Source organism: Enterococcus sp. DIV1208 (assembly GCF_050530455.1).
Classification (GTDB): Bacteria; Bacillota; Bacilli; order Lactobacillales; family Enterococcaceae; genus Enterococcus_B; species Enterococcus_B hirae.
The window spans coordinates 1,786,793-1,802,205 of the sequence record NZ_CP172887.1 but is presented as its reverse complement, the minus strand read 5'-3'; the positions used below and the strand labels follow the sequence as shown (position 1 = coordinate 1,802,205).

At 36.4% G+C, this 15,413-nt stretch carries 15 protein-coding genes and 3 pseudogenes; 14 read left to right on the top strand and 4 right to left on the bottom strand.

The genetic code is table 11. The features are described from left to right. Positions 1-221 precede the first annotated feature (221 nt). Complete coding sequence (locus tag IGK91_RS08275) at positions 222-1,361, bottom strand: trans-sulfuration enzyme family protein (protein ID WP_081123460.1); 1,140 nt, start codon at positions 1,359-1,361, stop codon at positions 222-224. Between the two features lie 266 nt (positions 1,362-1,627). Between IGK91_RS08275 and IGK91_RS08270 the strand changes: the two genes are divergently transcribed. The 4 genes and pseudogenes from IGK91_RS08270 to IGK91_RS08255 all read left to right on the top strand — a co-directional run bounded on the left by IGK91_RS08270 (position 1,628) and on the right by IGK91_RS08255 (position 4,759). Further along, positions 1,628-1,981, top strand: coding sequence for a Rid family detoxifying hydrolase (locus tag IGK91_RS08270; RefSeq protein WP_010737901.1), 354 nt, complete (start codon positions 1,628-1,630; stop codon positions 1,979-1,981). Positions 1,982-1,998: 17 nt separating this feature from the next. Beyond that, a pseudogene (locus tag IGK91_RS08265) lies at positions 1,999-2,840 on the top strand (FAD-dependent oxidoreductase); the annotation flags it as partial. Positions 2,841-2,903: 63 nt separating this feature from the next. Continuing rightward, a complete protein-coding gene (locus tag IGK91_RS08260) occupies positions 2,904-3,326 on the top strand; it encodes a hypothetical protein (protein WP_309597270.1) in 423 nt (140 codons plus the stop codon). A 14-nt stretch (positions 3,327-3,340) separates the two neighbouring features. Next, positions 3,341-4,759 carry a cation:dicarboxylate symporter family transporter gene (locus IGK91_RS08255; protein WP_010737899.1) on the top strand — a complete coding sequence of 473 codons (1,419 nt, stop codon included), beginning with the start codon at positions 3,341-3,343 and terminating at the stop codon, positions 4,757-4,759. A gap of 255 nt (positions 4,760-5,014) precedes the next feature. On the opposite strand, the gene IGK91_RS08250 is transcribed toward IGK91_RS08255, so the two are convergent. Continuing rightward, positions 5,015-5,680, bottom strand: a complete 666-nt coding sequence (locus IGK91_RS08250) for a helix-turn-helix transcriptional regulator (protein WP_181934361.1) — start codon at positions 5,678-5,680, stop codon at positions 5,015-5,017. A gap of 203 nt (positions 5,681-5,883) precedes the next feature. Between IGK91_RS08250 and IGK91_RS08245 the strand changes: the two genes are divergently transcribed. The 6 genes from IGK91_RS08245 (at position 5,884) to IGK91_RS08220 (ending at position 10,238) form a co-directional block, all read left to right on the top strand. Next, entirely contained in the window at positions 5,884-5,997 is a 114-nt protein-coding gene (locus IGK91_RS08245; protein ID WP_010718433.1) for a putative metal homeostasis protein, read from the top strand. A 116-nt stretch (positions 5,998-6,113) separates the two neighbouring features. Beyond that, positions 6,114-6,608: a GNAT family N-acetyltransferase gene (locus IGK91_RS08240; RefSeq protein WP_010737897.1), complete on the top strand. Its 495-nt coding sequence runs from the start codon at positions 6,114-6,116 to the stop codon at positions 6,606-6,608. Positions 6,609-6,779: 171 nt separating this feature from the next. Continuing rightward, a complete protein-coding gene (gene alsS, locus IGK91_RS08235) occupies positions 6,780-8,444 on the top strand; it encodes an acetolactate synthase AlsS (protein WP_034866860.1) in 1,665 nt (554 codons plus the stop codon). A gap of 12 nt (positions 8,445-8,456) precedes the next feature. Continuing rightward, on the top strand, positions 8,457-9,167 hold the full coding sequence (gene budA, locus IGK91_RS08230) for an acetolactate decarboxylase (RefSeq protein ID WP_010718430.1): 711 nt from the start codon (positions 8,457-8,459) through the stop codon (positions 9,165-9,167). Between the two features lie 162 nt (positions 9,168-9,329). After that, positions 9,330-9,815, top strand: coding sequence for a GAF domain-containing protein (locus tag IGK91_RS08225; RefSeq protein ID WP_025480518.1), 486 nt, complete (start codon positions 9,330-9,332; stop codon positions 9,813-9,815). A 159-nt stretch (positions 9,816-9,974) separates the two neighbouring features. Beyond that, positions 9,975-10,238, top strand: a complete 264-nt coding sequence (locus IGK91_RS08220; protein ID WP_010737894.1) for a hypothetical protein — start codon at positions 9,975-9,977, stop codon at positions 10,236-10,238. Between the two features lie 103 nt (positions 10,239-10,341). Here the strand turns inward: IGK91_RS08220 and IGK91_RS08215 are convergent. Both IGK91_RS08215 and IGK91_RS08210 read right to left on the bottom strand, forming a co-directional pair. Further along, positions 10,342-10,908: pseudogene (locus IGK91_RS08215) on the bottom strand (transposase); the annotation flags it as partial. Continuing rightward, positions 10,904-11,059 (bottom strand): annotated as a pseudogene (locus IGK91_RS08210) (ISL3 family transposase); the annotation flags it as partial. The pseudogenes IGK91_RS08210 and IGK91_RS08215, both read right to left, overlap by 5 nt. 258 nt (positions 11,060-11,317) lie before the next feature. Here IGK91_RS08210 and IGK91_RS08205 point away from each other — a divergent pair. The 4 genes from IGK91_RS08205 to IGK91_RS08190 all read left to right on the top strand — a co-directional run bounded on the left by IGK91_RS08205 (position 11,318) and on the right by IGK91_RS08190 (position 15,288). Further along, complete coding sequence (locus tag IGK91_RS08205) at positions 11,318-11,722, top strand: MarR family winged helix-turn-helix transcriptional regulator (protein ID WP_010737892.1); 405 nt, start codon at positions 11,318-11,320, stop codon at positions 11,720-11,722. Positions 11,723-11,749: 27 nt separating this feature from the next. Further along, positions 11,750-12,388 (top strand): nitroreductase family protein, encoded by a 639-nt coding sequence (locus tag IGK91_RS08200; RefSeq protein ID WP_010737891.1) that lies wholly within the window; start codon positions 11,750-11,752, stop codon positions 12,386-12,388. A gap of 15 nt (positions 12,389-12,403) precedes the next feature. After that, positions 12,404-12,691, top strand: coding sequence for a putative quinol monooxygenase (locus IGK91_RS08195; RefSeq protein WP_010718425.1), 288 nt, complete (start codon positions 12,404-12,406; stop codon positions 12,689-12,691). 455 nt (positions 12,692-13,146) lie between these two features. Beyond that, positions 13,147-15,288 (top strand): MucBP domain-containing protein, encoded by a 2,142-nt coding sequence (locus tag IGK91_RS08190; protein WP_430605286.1) that lies wholly within the window; start codon positions 13,147-13,149, stop codon positions 15,286-15,288. Positions 15,289-15,413 lie beyond the last annotated feature (125 nt).

Genomic DNA, 15,413 nt, shown 5'->3' with positions numbered 1-15,413 from the left:
AGCCAACAGTTGGTTAAGAGAACTTTTATAGCCCAAATACAACAGTTCTGAAATTTTTACCGATGATGAAATAAAAAAATTTTGATGAAAAAGAAGGCGTGTCGGAAGTGTCTAACTCTAAGAAATAAGCCGGATAGTCCCAAATAGGAGGAACTATTTTGGGACTATCCGGCTTATTTTCGATGATAGAACTCACCATGAATATCAGACAGTGAGTGAAACTACATAGCATTTAACGCATCATCAAGATTAGCGATCAAATCTTCTACATCTTCGATCCCGCATGAAAGCCGAACTAAAGTTTCAGTGACACCCATCGCTAATCGATCCTTTTCAGGCATACTGGCATGAGACATCGCCCAAGGATAAGAAAGGATGGATTCCACACCGCCGAGACTGACAGCTACGATTGGTACACGACAGTGTGTGAATAAGGTTTCAATTTGCTTAACTGAATCTACTTCAAATGACAAAATAGCACCACAGTCTTCGCATTGTTTTTGATGGATCGAATGTCCAGCATGCTGTTCAAGACCAGGATAATAAACGTTTGTTACTTTCGGATGATTGACGAGAAAGTTAGCTAATTCACTAGCGTTTCGAACTGATTTTTCCATTCTTAACCCCAGCGTTTTAACGCCGCGCAATAGTAGCCAAGCATCTTCAGGACCCAAAATCCCGCCCAGTGCTTTTTGATGTTCCTTTAATTGCTGATACAGCTCCTCGTTATTTGTAGCGACCAAACCTGCAACAACGTCACTATGTCCATTGATAAACTTTGTTGCACTATGTATCACGATATCAACACCTAAATCTAAAGGATGTTGTGAAATGGGTGTCATAAATGTATTATCTGCAACTGTTAAGATCTGATACTCGTTAGCCAATTCAGTCACTTTCTTTATATCAGTGATTGTTAATAATGGATTGGAAGGAGTTTCAATGTAAAACATTTTTGTTTCTTTTTTAATCGCTTTTTGCCAAGAATCAATATCCGTTTCATCAACAAAAGTGCAATCGATCCCGAAACGAGCTAAGAAAAGATGGATGCTTTGGAAGGTTCCACCATAAATATTTTTACCTAGTACTAAATGATCTCCTTTGGATAAAAGGAACAGGACAGCGTTAATAGCAGCCATTCCTGATGAAAAGGCTAAACCGAACTGCGCGTTTTCTAATGAAGCAATACATTTTTCCGCCGCTTCGACAGTAGGGTTACCAAAACGAGTGTAACTAAAACCTGTGTGAGTGAAGACATTTTTTTGATGAAACGTGGAAGTTTGATATTTAGGTATCGACGATGCGCCTGTAACTGGGTCGATGACTGGGTAATCGTGTAGAATTTTTGTATTGATATTCATATGGGTTTCCTCCAAACCTACTTCATGTATCTCAAAAATAACACATTCATTTCCGTTATGTCAACGCTTTCTTGATAAAAAATTATCAATGAAATTAATTGCTTGCGTTAGATTTTAAATAACATTAGTTTTTATAATTTTATTTTAAATAAAAGAATTTTTGCGGTTTTTAAAAACTCTGAAAGTGGTTGACTGCCTTAAAAATATATGATAATTTTTTAGTGTAATTGTATTCTATGATAAAAAATTATTAAAGGAGGAAAAGAATGAGTAGCAACAAATTACCGTATGAAAAATATCGCGTGGCGGGAGACTTGATCTTTGTTTCTGGACAGTTACCAATCGATCCAACCACTGGTGAAATCGTTTCTGAAGAGATTAAAGCACAAGCGAACCAAATTATGATCAATATATCACAAGTGTTGGAGGAGCTAGACTTGACCATGAATCAAGTGGTTAAAACGACTTGTTTTCTAACAGATATGAATCATTTTGAAGCATTTAATCAAGTGTACGCAGAACACTTTGGTGAACGTTTCCCAGCACGATCAGCTTTTCAAGTCGTTGCCTTACCAAAAGATGCTTTAATAGAAATCGAATGGGTTTTATCTAAAGCATAAGAAAAGAGGAAGAAAGAATGAAAATAATAATCATTGGTGGAATTGCTGCAGGAATGAGCGCAGCGGCCAAAGCAAAGAGAGTCAATCCAGATGCAGAAATCATCGTGATTGAACAAGAGGATTATATCTCTTTCGGCGCTTGTGGGCTTCCTTATTATTTAGGCGAAGAATTTAATGATGAACAAGAGATGTTTGCTCGAACGCCTGAACAAATCGAACGTTTAGGAATTAAATTATTGTTGCGCCATCGAGTAGAATCAATCGAATTTGCCACTAAAACGTTAGCTGTAAAAAATTTAAGTACAAATGAAGTGAGTCATGAAACTTATGATCGTCTGATGCTGGCTGTCGGTGCAAAGCCGTTTGTTCCTAACATTGCTGGTATTGATTCTAGTGATGTATATACGATTACAAAACTTAATGAAGTCAAACGACTACAGCAAGAATTATCAAATTATCAAAATATTGTCATCCTGGGTGGTGGATTTATTGGCATTGAAGTAGCTGATCAGTTAACGAAAGCAGGAAAAAATATTCATTTGATCGAGATGGCTCCTCACTTGATGAATCGTTCATTTGATCCGGAATTTTCTACTAAAATTAAAGAAGCTATTGAAGAAGAAAATGTAAGGGTTTCCTTGGAGGAGTCTGTTCTAGAGATCGAAAAAATCATGAACAAGTGGTAGCTGTCAAAACGAATAGAGGAAGTTATCAGGCGGATGCGGTGATCGTTGCTGCTGGATTTGTTCCTAATACCAGCTTTTTGAATGATCAATTGGAATTGTTAGGAAATGGTGCAATTAAAATCGATACATACGGGAGAACGTCTCAAAAAGATGTATTTGCGGCAGGTGACTGTGCTTCGATTCCCCATCGAATCTTAGGGGATATTTACCTTCCTTTAGCGACTACAGCGAATAAAATGGGACGGATCGTTGGGGTCAATCTTAGCGGTGTACAGATGCAGGAATATTCAGGGACATTAGGCAGTAGTGCGATCAAAGTAGGAGAGTACGAGGCAGCAGCGACTGGTATCACTGAAAAAATGGCAAGAGAAAAAGGATTAGATATCAAAACGACTTGTATTGAGACAATGAATCACTCGAATTATTATGGAACTCAAGAAAAAATCATGATCAAACTGGTTTATGACCGACAAACAAAAGTGTTGTATGGTGCCCAACTATTCGGGAAAAATGAAACAGTTCTTCGTGCGACTGGCTTAGCTGTTGCGATACACGCTCAAATGACGACTGAAGAATTAGGATTTGTTGATTTTGCTTATGCACCACCTTTTTCTTCTACGTGGGAAGCACTAAATGTTGTAGCAAATACTGCAAAATAAAGGGGATGAATAAATTGATCGATGCACCTTTTTTTACTCAATTTCTGAAAGTAAGTAATTATTATACTGCGGGAGGAATCGCTTTGCTGATTCTCTCCCTTGGGGTAATGAAGTACCTCAAAGACAAACGGATTAATTTCTCAAAACGAATGATTTATGCTCTTATTCTTGGTTTGCTTTTAGGGGTTGTCATTGATTTGATTGGTTCCGATAGCGAAATTTATACCGAATTTGCTCGAACGGAAATCAATGCCTGGTATGCCCTAGTTGGTTCAGGATTCTTGAAGATGATCCAGTTGCTAGCTATTCCTGTCGTGTTCTTATCGATTATCAAAGTAGTGATTGATGTCAAAGGAGAACGGTTAAAATATTTGACGGGAAAAACTTTTGCAACATTACTAGGGACTACAGCTATCTCTGCGGCATTGGGGATTGCGGTTGTCAAACTCTATCGGCTTAACGGTGCAGAGTTTGCTGGAGACTTGGCAGCAGACAAAGCAGAAAGTATTAGTAATATTGCTTCGCAAAGTTTCCCAGAATTTTTCTTGAAACTGATACCTAACAATATAGTTAGTGTGATGGGGGATAATGGGAGTATTGTATCGGTTGTGATCATAGCGGCTATGTTTGCTGGAGCTATTCGCTTCTTACAAGTCAAAAAACCGGATCAAGTGGCACCTTTTGTTACGTTGTTGGACTCATTAAAAGTAACCGTCATTTCCGTTTTAACTAACGTGATCAAGTTGATGCCGTATGGGGTTGTTGCTTTAGTAAGTAATACAATTATTTCTAGAGGGATTCAAGCAATTATGGGAATGATCGGATTTATTGCAGCTCTATATACTGGTGTTCTTTTGATGTTGATCGTTTATGTCATTTTATTACTATTCATGGGTGTGAATCCAATTGTTTTTTACAAAAAAGCATTTACGACACTATTGTTTGCTTTTTCTTCCCGTTCAAGTGTAGGAACTTTACCTTATACTTTGAAAAATCTGGAAGAAGATCTAGGTGTGTCTCAAGAAACGGCAAATTTTGTTGCTACTTTAGGAACTTCGATTGGTATGAATGGATGTGCTGGTGTATTCCCTGCTATGCTTGGTGTTTTAATGGGATCAGCTGTTGGCGCAGAAATGGATCTATCCTTTTATTTCTTGGTGGTCGTTGTCGTTACGGTAGGATCCATCGGAATTGCTGGTGTACCTGGTACGGCGACCGTTGCTGCGACAGTTACTCTTAATGGCTTAGGGTTTGGACACACGATCGCAAGTATTGGAGCGATATTTGGTATCGATCCGATTGTTGATATGGGACGTACCATGTTGAACGTCGCAGGCTCAATGGTTTCTGCGATTATGGTAGATAAGTGGGAAGGAACATTTGATAAACAAGCGTTTTTGGCACCATTGAATAAAAAAAATGAAGAAGAGTAATAGACAATGGGAAAAGTTATGTGTTCAATTAGTGATCAAATGATATCTGGGTAATGAGTTGATACCAACTCGCTGATTAGATCGTTTTTACTATAGCTTTCGCCTGTTTCAAAAGTGAAACAACCAAGAAATAAGACGGCACGCCTTAGTGAAGAGGAGTGCCGTCTTTAGTTTCAAAGCCCATCATGTCTGAGAAGCTGTTAAAAAAATGCTTGCTTATTGTCATTGGAGGTAACCGATGCTTTCGCAATCTCTTTACTTTTCTCCTTCAGCAATCTTCAGGTAACGATAAACGCTGGGATCTGATATGTTGAGAATCTTAGCCACTTGTGAAACGGCGCCTTTGATTTGGAAGATTCCTTTTTCATTTAATTGGCGAATGATTTTAATTTTCAACTCTTTATTTAAAGGAGTCTGTTTGTCCAAGAGATCGGAGGGGACGATAGAGTAGATAATCCCTTCAATGGTTTCTTCCAAGATCTCAACGGATTCGGGGAGGTGATTTGTATCAAACACTGCAAGTGGTTGTTTTTCTGTTGATAAGCCAGCTAATGCGAGTATCTCCTTTGAGAGTGACTGATATTTGCTGATATCTTGATTAATGCAAAGTAATCCGACTATCTTCTGCTGATCATTGCGTATAAAAAAAGTGGCACCTCTTAATTTTTTCCCGTCGATTGTTTGTGCATCATAGTTGACTAAATAATCTTGTTTAAGATATTTCTTTGAGCGCACCATTTCTAAAGCGAAACCAGTAACAGGAGAATGGATATCTCGTCCACTTATATGATTGTTTTCAATGGCAGCGATATGAAAATGACCTTCTTCCAGATGATGAAGAACCACTTCATAGTTTTCCCCTAAAGCTTGTCCGAGGAATTTGACCAGGGATATATATAGCGTTAATTGAGTGTTATTCATTTTCTCACCTTGATAATTTTTTGTTACTTTATAATACCATCTTTGTTTGCTGTTTACATTATAAAATAATCGTTATTTCATTTTATTTTTTATTGACAAATTTTTTGGGTGAAGTTATATTGTTTGTATAAATCGTAATCATTACTATTTGAGTTCGTGAACGGTTTATTTGATAAAAATAGACTTGAAAAAGGGAGAAAGCAATGGAAAAACAAGACTTAGCGAGTGCTTATCGTCGGCTAAAGAGCCCCAATATCAAAACGAAAAAAAGAGCGTTAAAAATCATTCATCAATACAAACGTAATAAAAATAAGTAAAAACTATCATTTGCTAAAAAACGTGTTTGTTTTGATTAGTGATCCTATCAGTAGATTCTTGTCTTAAAAATTTGAACTGGTATAATAGTTTTTAAACAAAAAAAGGTGTGTACTATATGATCCGTTATTCTATAGCAGCTAAAGAAGATTTACCTCGCATCGTGGAGATTTACAATCAATCGATTTTAACGAAACAATCAACTGCCGATGTAACGCCCGTAACTATCGAGGATAAATTGGCATGGTTTGAAGCCCATGATCCTAAGAAACGCCCACTATGGATCATGCAAGAAGCAGGAGTAATCATTGGCTGGATCAGTTTGAGTGATTTTTATGGACGACCAGCATATGATCAAACGGTAGAAATCAGTATTTATATTGATGAGACCTATCAACATAGAGGTATTGGGCAGTATGCTATGGACTTTGTAGAAAAACAGCTCCCTGGCTTAGGTATTGAGACCGTACTAGCCTTTATCTTCGATAGTAATCAAGCGAGTCAACGTTTATTTGAAAAAAATGGTTATTGTTTATGGGGGCTACTGCCTGAAGTTGCGCAAATCGATGAGAGATTGCTTGGGTTAGCTATTTGGGGAAAATCGTATCGCTAATCAAATAAGCTGTAGTTTCATGAATTTTTCTGAAACTACAGCTTATTTTTCATATTACTACACAAATGAAAAAATTTGTGTTACACTCTTTTTGTGAAACAGTTTGTAAAACTGTACTAATGAAAAAGCGTTTTTCGAGAGAATGTTTAATGAAAAGGGAGTAATGTTGTAATGGATGATGAAATGAAACAAGGTTCTAGAGCTGTAGTAGAAAGTTTAGCAAATCACCAAGTCGAATATGTTTTTGGGATTCCAGGAGCAAAAATCGATGGGGTGTTTAATGAGTTAGAAGATCAAGGACCAGAATTAATCGTTACGAGACATGAACAAAATGCCGCTTTTATGGCTCAAGCAATTGGACGGATCACAGGCGAGCCAGGTGTCGTCATTGCTACTAGTGGTCCTGGAGCTAGTAATTTAGCAACTGGGCTAGTGACCGCTACGGCTGAAGGTGATCCGGTTCTTGCAATTGCAGGACAAGTCAAACGAAGCGATCTACTTAAATTAACTCATCAAAGCATGGACAATGCTGCTTTATTTCAGCCAATCACTAAATATAGTGCAGAAATTCAAGATCCAGAAACAATTTCAGAAGTGATTGCCAATGCTTATCGAATGGCTAAAAGTTCGAAAAAAGGAGCAAGCTTTATTAGTATCCCACAAGATGTGGTAGATGCGACTGTAAAAAATGAAGTCATCAAACCTCTAAAAGATCCACAATTAGGTTCTGCTTCCGCTGGCGATATCGATTATTTAGCGGAACGTATTCAAGAAGCGAAATTACCTGTTTTATTAATTGGGATGCGAGGTTCAAGTAAAAAAGAAACAGCAGCGATCCGTAGATTAGTAGCAAAAACAGGCTTGCCGGTGGTAGAAACTTTCCAAGCCGCTGGTGTGATCTCTAGAAAATTAGAAAACTATTTCTTTGGCAGAGTCGGTTTGTTTAGAAATCAACCAGGAGATATGTTATTGAAACGAAGTGATCTAGTGATTGCGATTGGTTATGATCCAATCGAATATGAAGCAAGAAACTGGAATGCTGAAAAAGATGCTCGAGTAATCGTTATTGATGAAACACCAGCTGAGATTGATTCTTACATGCAGCCAGAAAGAGAATTAATCGGGGATATCTCTGAAACATTGGATCTGTTGACGGATTCTTTAACACCGCATCAAGTGTCACGTGATGCGAAAGAATACTTAGCCTTTTTGCAAAATAAATTAACTGAGCGTGATATTGTGCCAACGAAAGACCGCGAAGGAATTTTACATCCTCTAGAAGTCATTAATACACTCCAAAATAAAGTGACAGATGAGATGACTGTTACTGTAGATGTAGGTAGTCACTACATTTGGATGGCACGTCATTTTAGAAGTTATGAAGCAAGACATCTATTATTTAGCAATGGGATGCAGACACTAGGCGTTGCTTTACCATGGGCAATCTCTGCTGCATTAGTACGTCCTAAGACACAAATCATTTCGGTATCTGGTGATGGTGGTTTCTTATTTTCTGCTCAAGATCTAGAAACAGCTGTTCGTAAAAATTTGAAGATCATTCATTTGATTTGGAACGATGGTCGTTACAATATGGTAGAATTTCAAGAAATCATGAAATATCAACGAGCTTCCGGTGTGGATTTTGGCCCGGTTGATTTTGTAAAATATGCGGAAGCTTTTGGTGCTAAGGGGCTTCGTGTGACCTCTGTCGCTGAGTTGGAACAAGCAATAGAAGAAGGATTTAAAACGCAAGGTCCAGTTATCATCGATATTCCAATCGACTACCGTGACAATGAAAAACTTGGTGAAACGATTTTACCAGATCAATTCTATTAAGGAGATGCTAAGATGAGTGAAAGAATACTTTTTCAACATGGAACACTAGGAGCATTGATGGCAGGACTAATGGATGGTACTGAGACGATTGAACAGATACTCAAACACGGGACTTTAGGTTTGGGAACGCTACATGGGTTAGATGGGGAAGTCATCTTCTTGGATGGCGAAGCTTATCAAGGGCGTTCAGATGGAGTAGTTGTTAAGCTGACAGGAAAAGAAACCACTCCTTATGCAGCAATCACCCCATTCATTACAGATGAACGTTTTGAAGTCGAAAATCAAACAAAAGGCGAAGAATTAAAACAATCAATTTTAGCCAGTCAAGCAGGAAACAACTTATTTTTAGCGATAAAAATTACTGGGCTGTTTAAAACAGTCCACACACGTATTATGCCAAAACAAGAAAAGCCTTACCGAAGATTAGCAAAAATATCAGAGTCTCAACCTGAATTTCATGAAACAAATAGTCAAGGAACGTTAGTTGGATTTTATACGCCAGAACTGTTTCAAGGAGTAGCAGCTGCTGGATTTCATTTGCACTATATCGATGAAGCTAAACAATTCGGAGGGCATGTCATTGATTTTGAGCTGACAAAAGGCACTGTCGAAATCAGTAAAATCGAAACACTTGTTCAACATTTTCCCAGCGATGATCCAACGTTTATTGGAACGACAATAGATTATGCAAACTTGGAACAAGAGATCCAGCAAGCAGAATAATTTTCTAATGAGTCCGTGCTAAAAATTAATAATGAAAGTATTTTATATTTGAAGGATGTTCTTTTCCCGTCTTTCTGTCTAGTAAGGTCAGTTTTTTCTCAATGACTAGTCAGCAAATCATTTCTAAGCTATAATTTTTTCATAGAAGGAGTGGTTGAGATGTTGTGGACAGAAAAGCAAAAAGAAGATGCCTATCAAATTTTATTATTACAGCAAAAAGGATTATTAGAGGCAGAAGATCATTGGCTAGCAAATTTAGCGAATTCTTCTGCTTTGTTGAACGAGACATTACCAGAAACAGTTTTTGCAGGTTATTACCTATATAATGGCGAAGAATTGATTTTGGGTCCATTTCAAGGTCGTGTTTCTTGTACTAGGATCACAATAGGAAAAGGGGTTTGTGGTGAGTCAGCACAAACAAAAACTACATTGATCGTTGATGACGTTAAGAAACATGAAAACTATATTTCTTGTGATTCTGCAGCTCAATCTGAAATCGTTGTGCCCATGATCAAAGAAGGGCATCTGATTGGCGTTCTAGATATTGATTGTGGTGTAACAGGCGGATACGATCATATTGATCAAGAATATCTTGAGAAATACGTAGAAATGCTTATTGATATCGTGCCTTTAGATGTTATTTCTTAAAAAAATTCAATAACTTTAATAAGTGAAATCAAAAGAACGCTCGAAAAAGTCGTTCTTTTGATTTTTTTCTAAAATTATAATGGTTTTTGGTTTTCATAATCTAATTTTAATGCTATTATCATTTTATAAAATGTTAGAACGATTAAAGGTGGATGAGATATGAATAACGAAGAAATCATTTTGGGACAAAAATATGCGTGTAAGCCAATCGGTTTAAAGCATGTAGTAGTAGGTGAAGTCATTAATAAATTAGAAAATTGTATCGTGTTATGTGTGGAAAAATACCAAGAAAGTGATCATGAAGAAATATTAGAAAAATGTGGGAAAGTGGTTGCAAAATATGCGGATGTATATGATTTAACTACTATAGAAGCCATTTTTGAAACTTCTTCAAAAATTTATGAACCAGCGCTTGTCTCATAAATAAAAAATAGTTTAAAAGAGAGGCTCTTTGTCGAATGATGTTGGTAAAGAGAAATCTTAGAATAATTTGGGCAGAAAGAAGAAAAACTTCTTTCTGTTCTTTTTATTTGGTTAAAATGGTTTTACCGTGTCGAATCATGATCCGACGTTTGAAATGATAAAAATTTCGAAACCCATAAGCATTGCATTTTAATACTTTAATATGGTTGTTTAAACATTCTAGTGGTCCGTTTGAATAACTGTAGCGGAGGGCATTTCGGATCTGTGGCAGAAACTTTTTAAATGTTCGCAAAGTTGTCGCATAAGTTTCAGGTAGCTGGCTGACTTCTCTGGATAAACAGTCCTCAAATAGTAAATGATCTCTTTTCTTTACTGCATAAAGAACATCTAGATATAACTGATAGCCTTATCGCAAGTTGGGACAAGTGGCTAACAATCGGTCGACAATCTCACTTTCAGTTAAGTAATCTTTGAAACTGGCACGCCAAACTCGTTTTTCATCGTTCAACTTTGCTTCTTCTTTTTGACTGAGCATTTGGGAAAAGCTTTTTAACCAATGAAACATAAGGCGCATACCTATCAATAACAATGAATTCAACAGCTTTTCGAGTCGCTAAGGACAATCGAGAAAACAGCTTTCTAAATAAGGCAATCGTCGGTTTGAGACAATGTGGACACTCTTCGGGCGTGTATTGAAGAGTACCTTTGTAAATCAAGCAAATTTGCCCTTTATATCTTTCTTTGGTTAAACAATTTTCCTCGAAATAGATAGTTAGGTCTAGAATATTTAGGGTATCTTTGATAAGCTGAGTATAAGACATCTTGAATCCTCCTATGAATTGGTTAGCCAAATTAATTCTAAAGGATTTCAGGGTGTCTTTTCTATGTTTTTACATCATAAACATAAAAAGATGTTGGTGAATTTCACCAACATCAAAAAGTATAGAGCCAAAAGAGAAAGAGGAATAGCTTTCTCTTTTTTTTTTTGTTATTCAAACTTTTATGCTTTACAAGTCTCACTAAAACATTTATATTATTGATAAGTCAATAATTGACAAGTCAACGGAAGGAGGATGGAGATGGATTTAAGAAAACTCAGTCAGTTACTCTATAAAATCAAAATTATCAGTCAAGAAGGATCAGCTTTGTTCGAGAAAGAAACTGGATTCAGTTTGACGAGATATGAAATGCTGATGTTTTTATGGGAAAAAGGCAAATGTTTACAAAATCAAATTCAAACAGATCTGAAAATAGACAATGCAGCTATCTCTAGACATTTGAAGATATTGGAAGAAAAAGGCTATGTTTCACGAAAACGCAATCCAGCGAATAATCGTGAAGTATTTGTTCTACTGACGGATACAGCCAAACGAGAACTGGCTAAGTGTGAAAATAATCATCAACAGTCCGCTGACTCTTTGTGCATTTCGTTGACCGATGAAGAAATCACCGAACTAACAAAATTATTGAATAAACTTTATTAACTACATTAGGAGAAAGAAGAGAGAAAAATGAGCAAAGAATTAGTAAACAATGATTTTTCAAGTGTTGTATTTGGAAGAAAATCCGTTCGTGTATATGATGAAACGGTTAAGATTTCTCATGAAGAAATGTTAGAAATGATACAAGAAACAACAACAGCACCATCTTCAGTTAATATGCAACCATGGCGTTTTGTGGTGGCAGAAAGTGAAAAAGCAAAAGCAAAATTGAAACCATTGATCCGTTTTAATACGAGACAAAATGATACTTCATCAGCTATGGTCATGATCTTTGGAGATATGAACTGCTACGAATATGGGGAAGAAATCTATGACCAAGCAGTAGCAGAAGGTAAGATGCCGGCAGAAGTCCGAGACCAACAACTTGCTGCGATCCTTCCTTATTACCAAAACTTTACACGTGAACAAATGAATGACGTTGTGAAAATTGATGCTAGTTTAGCTGCAATGCAATTCATGCTAGTTGCTCGTAGTCACGGCTATGAAACAAATCCAATCGGGGGATTCGAAGCAGACCAATTGGCTGAAGCTTTTGATCTCGACAAAGAACGTTATGTTCCAGTGATGATCTTATCTGTTGGGAAAGCAGTAGAAGAAGGATATGAATCTGTTCGATTGGCTCCAGAAAAAATTACAACTTTTAAATAAAGCGAGTGTGGAAAAATGATCGTTATCAATGCAAAATTTTCAATCAAACCAGAAAAAAGAAATGAATTTCTTGCAGAAGTAAATGAACTTGTTGCAAGTACAAGAAAAGAAGACGGGTGCTTAAGCTATCAATTGTACGAATCAATCGATATTGAAAATGAATTTGTCATGGTTGAAAATTGGCGTGATCAAGCAGCAATTGAAGGACACAATCAAAGTCCGTTACTTCAACAATTATTTAAAAATATGAGTCAGTATAGTAGTAAGAAGACAGAAATAAATGTTTCTCAAACAGTAAACTAATTTTTTGATTAAAGAAGTTATGTGTTAAATCTATTTTATAAAATGTAACTAAATAATTTCCAGTTCGTCATGGTAAAATGATTAATCATTTACCGTGACGGGCTTTTTTTGTTAATCAATCATTTTTACTAAATAAACAGAATCGGATTTTAAATAACGTTTGTGAATTTTTTTAAGAATGTGAAAATCATAATTTTAATTCCTTAACTAGATATTTTTTTATTTTAACACACAGAAAACCTTGGTTTAATAATAAAATAATCTTGCGAATCTTATATGTTACAGGTAACATTAATATGTAGGTTAAACTACTATTGTTTATTTTAAATAACGTTTTTTAAGGAGGTGGATAATCGGATTCAAGTACATAAATAAAAGTAACCAACCTTAGAATAAAGTAAGAAAAAGCTAGGTTAGCCAAATTTCAAATATAACTGGGGGAGCAGATAAATTAAATGACGAAAAGAAAGCAAAATAAAAAAATAAAAAAAATGAAAACAATTATGAACTCAGCATTGCTGATGACCACTGTAGTGGGGTTGCTAGCACCTAACGTATTGGCAGCATCCAACGCAGTAAGTGAAATCGAAATGATTGATGAGGTGCAACCACCACATGATTCAGGAACATTGGACCTATCCATGCCTGAACCGGAAATAGGATGGGTATCTGTCAATGGGGTAGATGTAGATACACAAAAAGTACTTTGGTTTTCAGAGGAAGTCGGTTTCGTCGGAAATGATGTAACCTTATTCGCTGAAATTGTAGAAGGGTATGAATTGATCTCGCCAGATAGAGTGACTATTTATATGGAAACGGCAGAGATGCATCACAATTTTTACTATAAGAAAATTGAAGATAGTCCTGAAGAAAGTTTCTCGTCAGTAACTGTGCAGTATTTACATAATGAAACTGGTCAACCGATTGCCGAACCTACGGTAATTAATGATTTAGAGATTGGAACAGAATACATAGGAAATGCACTGGTGATTGATGGCTACACGATCGTAGGGCCTGAAACTTATACAATCAATGTTTCCGAGGATCCAAATAGCAATATCATTACTTTCCGTTATGATGAAAATCCAGTGACTAAAGAAAAAGCAGCTGTAACTGTTAAGTATATTAATGAGAAGGGGGAATCGATTGCTGAAGATAAAATAATAAGTGACCTGGAAGTCGGCTCTACACATACAGAAGAAGCGTTACTTATCGAAGGATACGAATTGCTGAGTACCAAAGTCCAAACGATAGAAATACAAAGCGAAGGCAATATCATTACATTTATATATGAAACTAAGGAAACAACGCCGCCAGAAAATGAAAAAGCCAATTTGACTGTGAAATATATTGATGAGCATGGTCAATCGATTGCTGAAGATAAAATAATAAGTGACCTGGAAGTCGGCTCTACACATACAGAAGAAGCGTTACTTATCGAAGGATACGAATTGCTGAGTACCAAAGTCCAAACGATAGAAATACAAAGCGAAGGCAATATCATTACATTTATATATGAAACTAAGGAAACAACGCCGCCAGAAAATGAAAAAGCCAATTTGACTGTGAAATATATTGATGAGCATGGTCAATCGATTGCTAATGATAAAATAATCCAAGACTTAGAAGTCGGCTCTACATATACGGAAGAAGCGTTACTTATCGAAGGATACGAATTGCTGAGTGCCAAAGTCCAAACGATAGAAGTACAAAGTGATGGCAACACCATTACATTTATATATAAAGCCAAAGAAACATCACCGTCAGAAAATGAAAAAGCCGATCTGACTGTCCGATATATCGATGAGCAAGGTCAATCAATTGCGGAGAAAAAAGTAATAACTGATTTAGAAATTGGGAAGCTTCACAAAGAAGAAGCGTTACTAATCAAAGGATATGAACTAGTTAATCCGAAGTTAGCGATACAAGAAGTCATGATTGAAAAGGGAACAAACACGATCACGTTTATCTATAAGAAAATCAAAACAACAGTAGCGTTAGCAGGAAACGTTGCTTTCATTTATGGTACAGAAGGAAAACAAATGACGGCGGTTATTCCAGGAGGAACAACGATGTACGTTGTTTTGAACGGGGAAATCATCGGAAAAGCCAAACAAGAAAAGGTCAATTCTTCTCGTTTAGTAGATGTAAAAGTAGAAGAACCGACGACGATTTATTTATCTAAAGCTGTAGCAAATGGGGAAACAGTTCAATACTATACAGAAAATGAAGCCGGAGAAAAATCAGTCATCTCAGAAATTACACGCCAAGAAAAGACGGATCAAACAAATAAACCAACTGAGAATGACGACAACAAACAAGATCAAAGTAAAGTGGATACCACAACTGAAACGAATAAAAATAAAGAAAGTACCGAAAAGAAAGAATCAAATCAAACGTCAACTTCAAAAAATGGTAGCACCACAAAAAATAATTCTACAGGTACGACCAAAACCACCGTATCTGGAAAAGCTACTTTACCAAAAACAGGAGAGCAACAAAATCACTTATTGCGCAGTTTAGGAATGGCACTTTTAGTAACGGTAATGGGGATCAGTTACATATTAAAGAGAAAAAATAGAATAAAACAAGATTAAAAATCATTCAATGAAAAATAACTAAAAAAACACAGACCTCCAGAAGTATCTAGATACTTTCGGGGGCCTGTGTTTTTGTTCTCGCTTCCTATTTACTGGCAGTGATAGCGGACAGGATACTCATT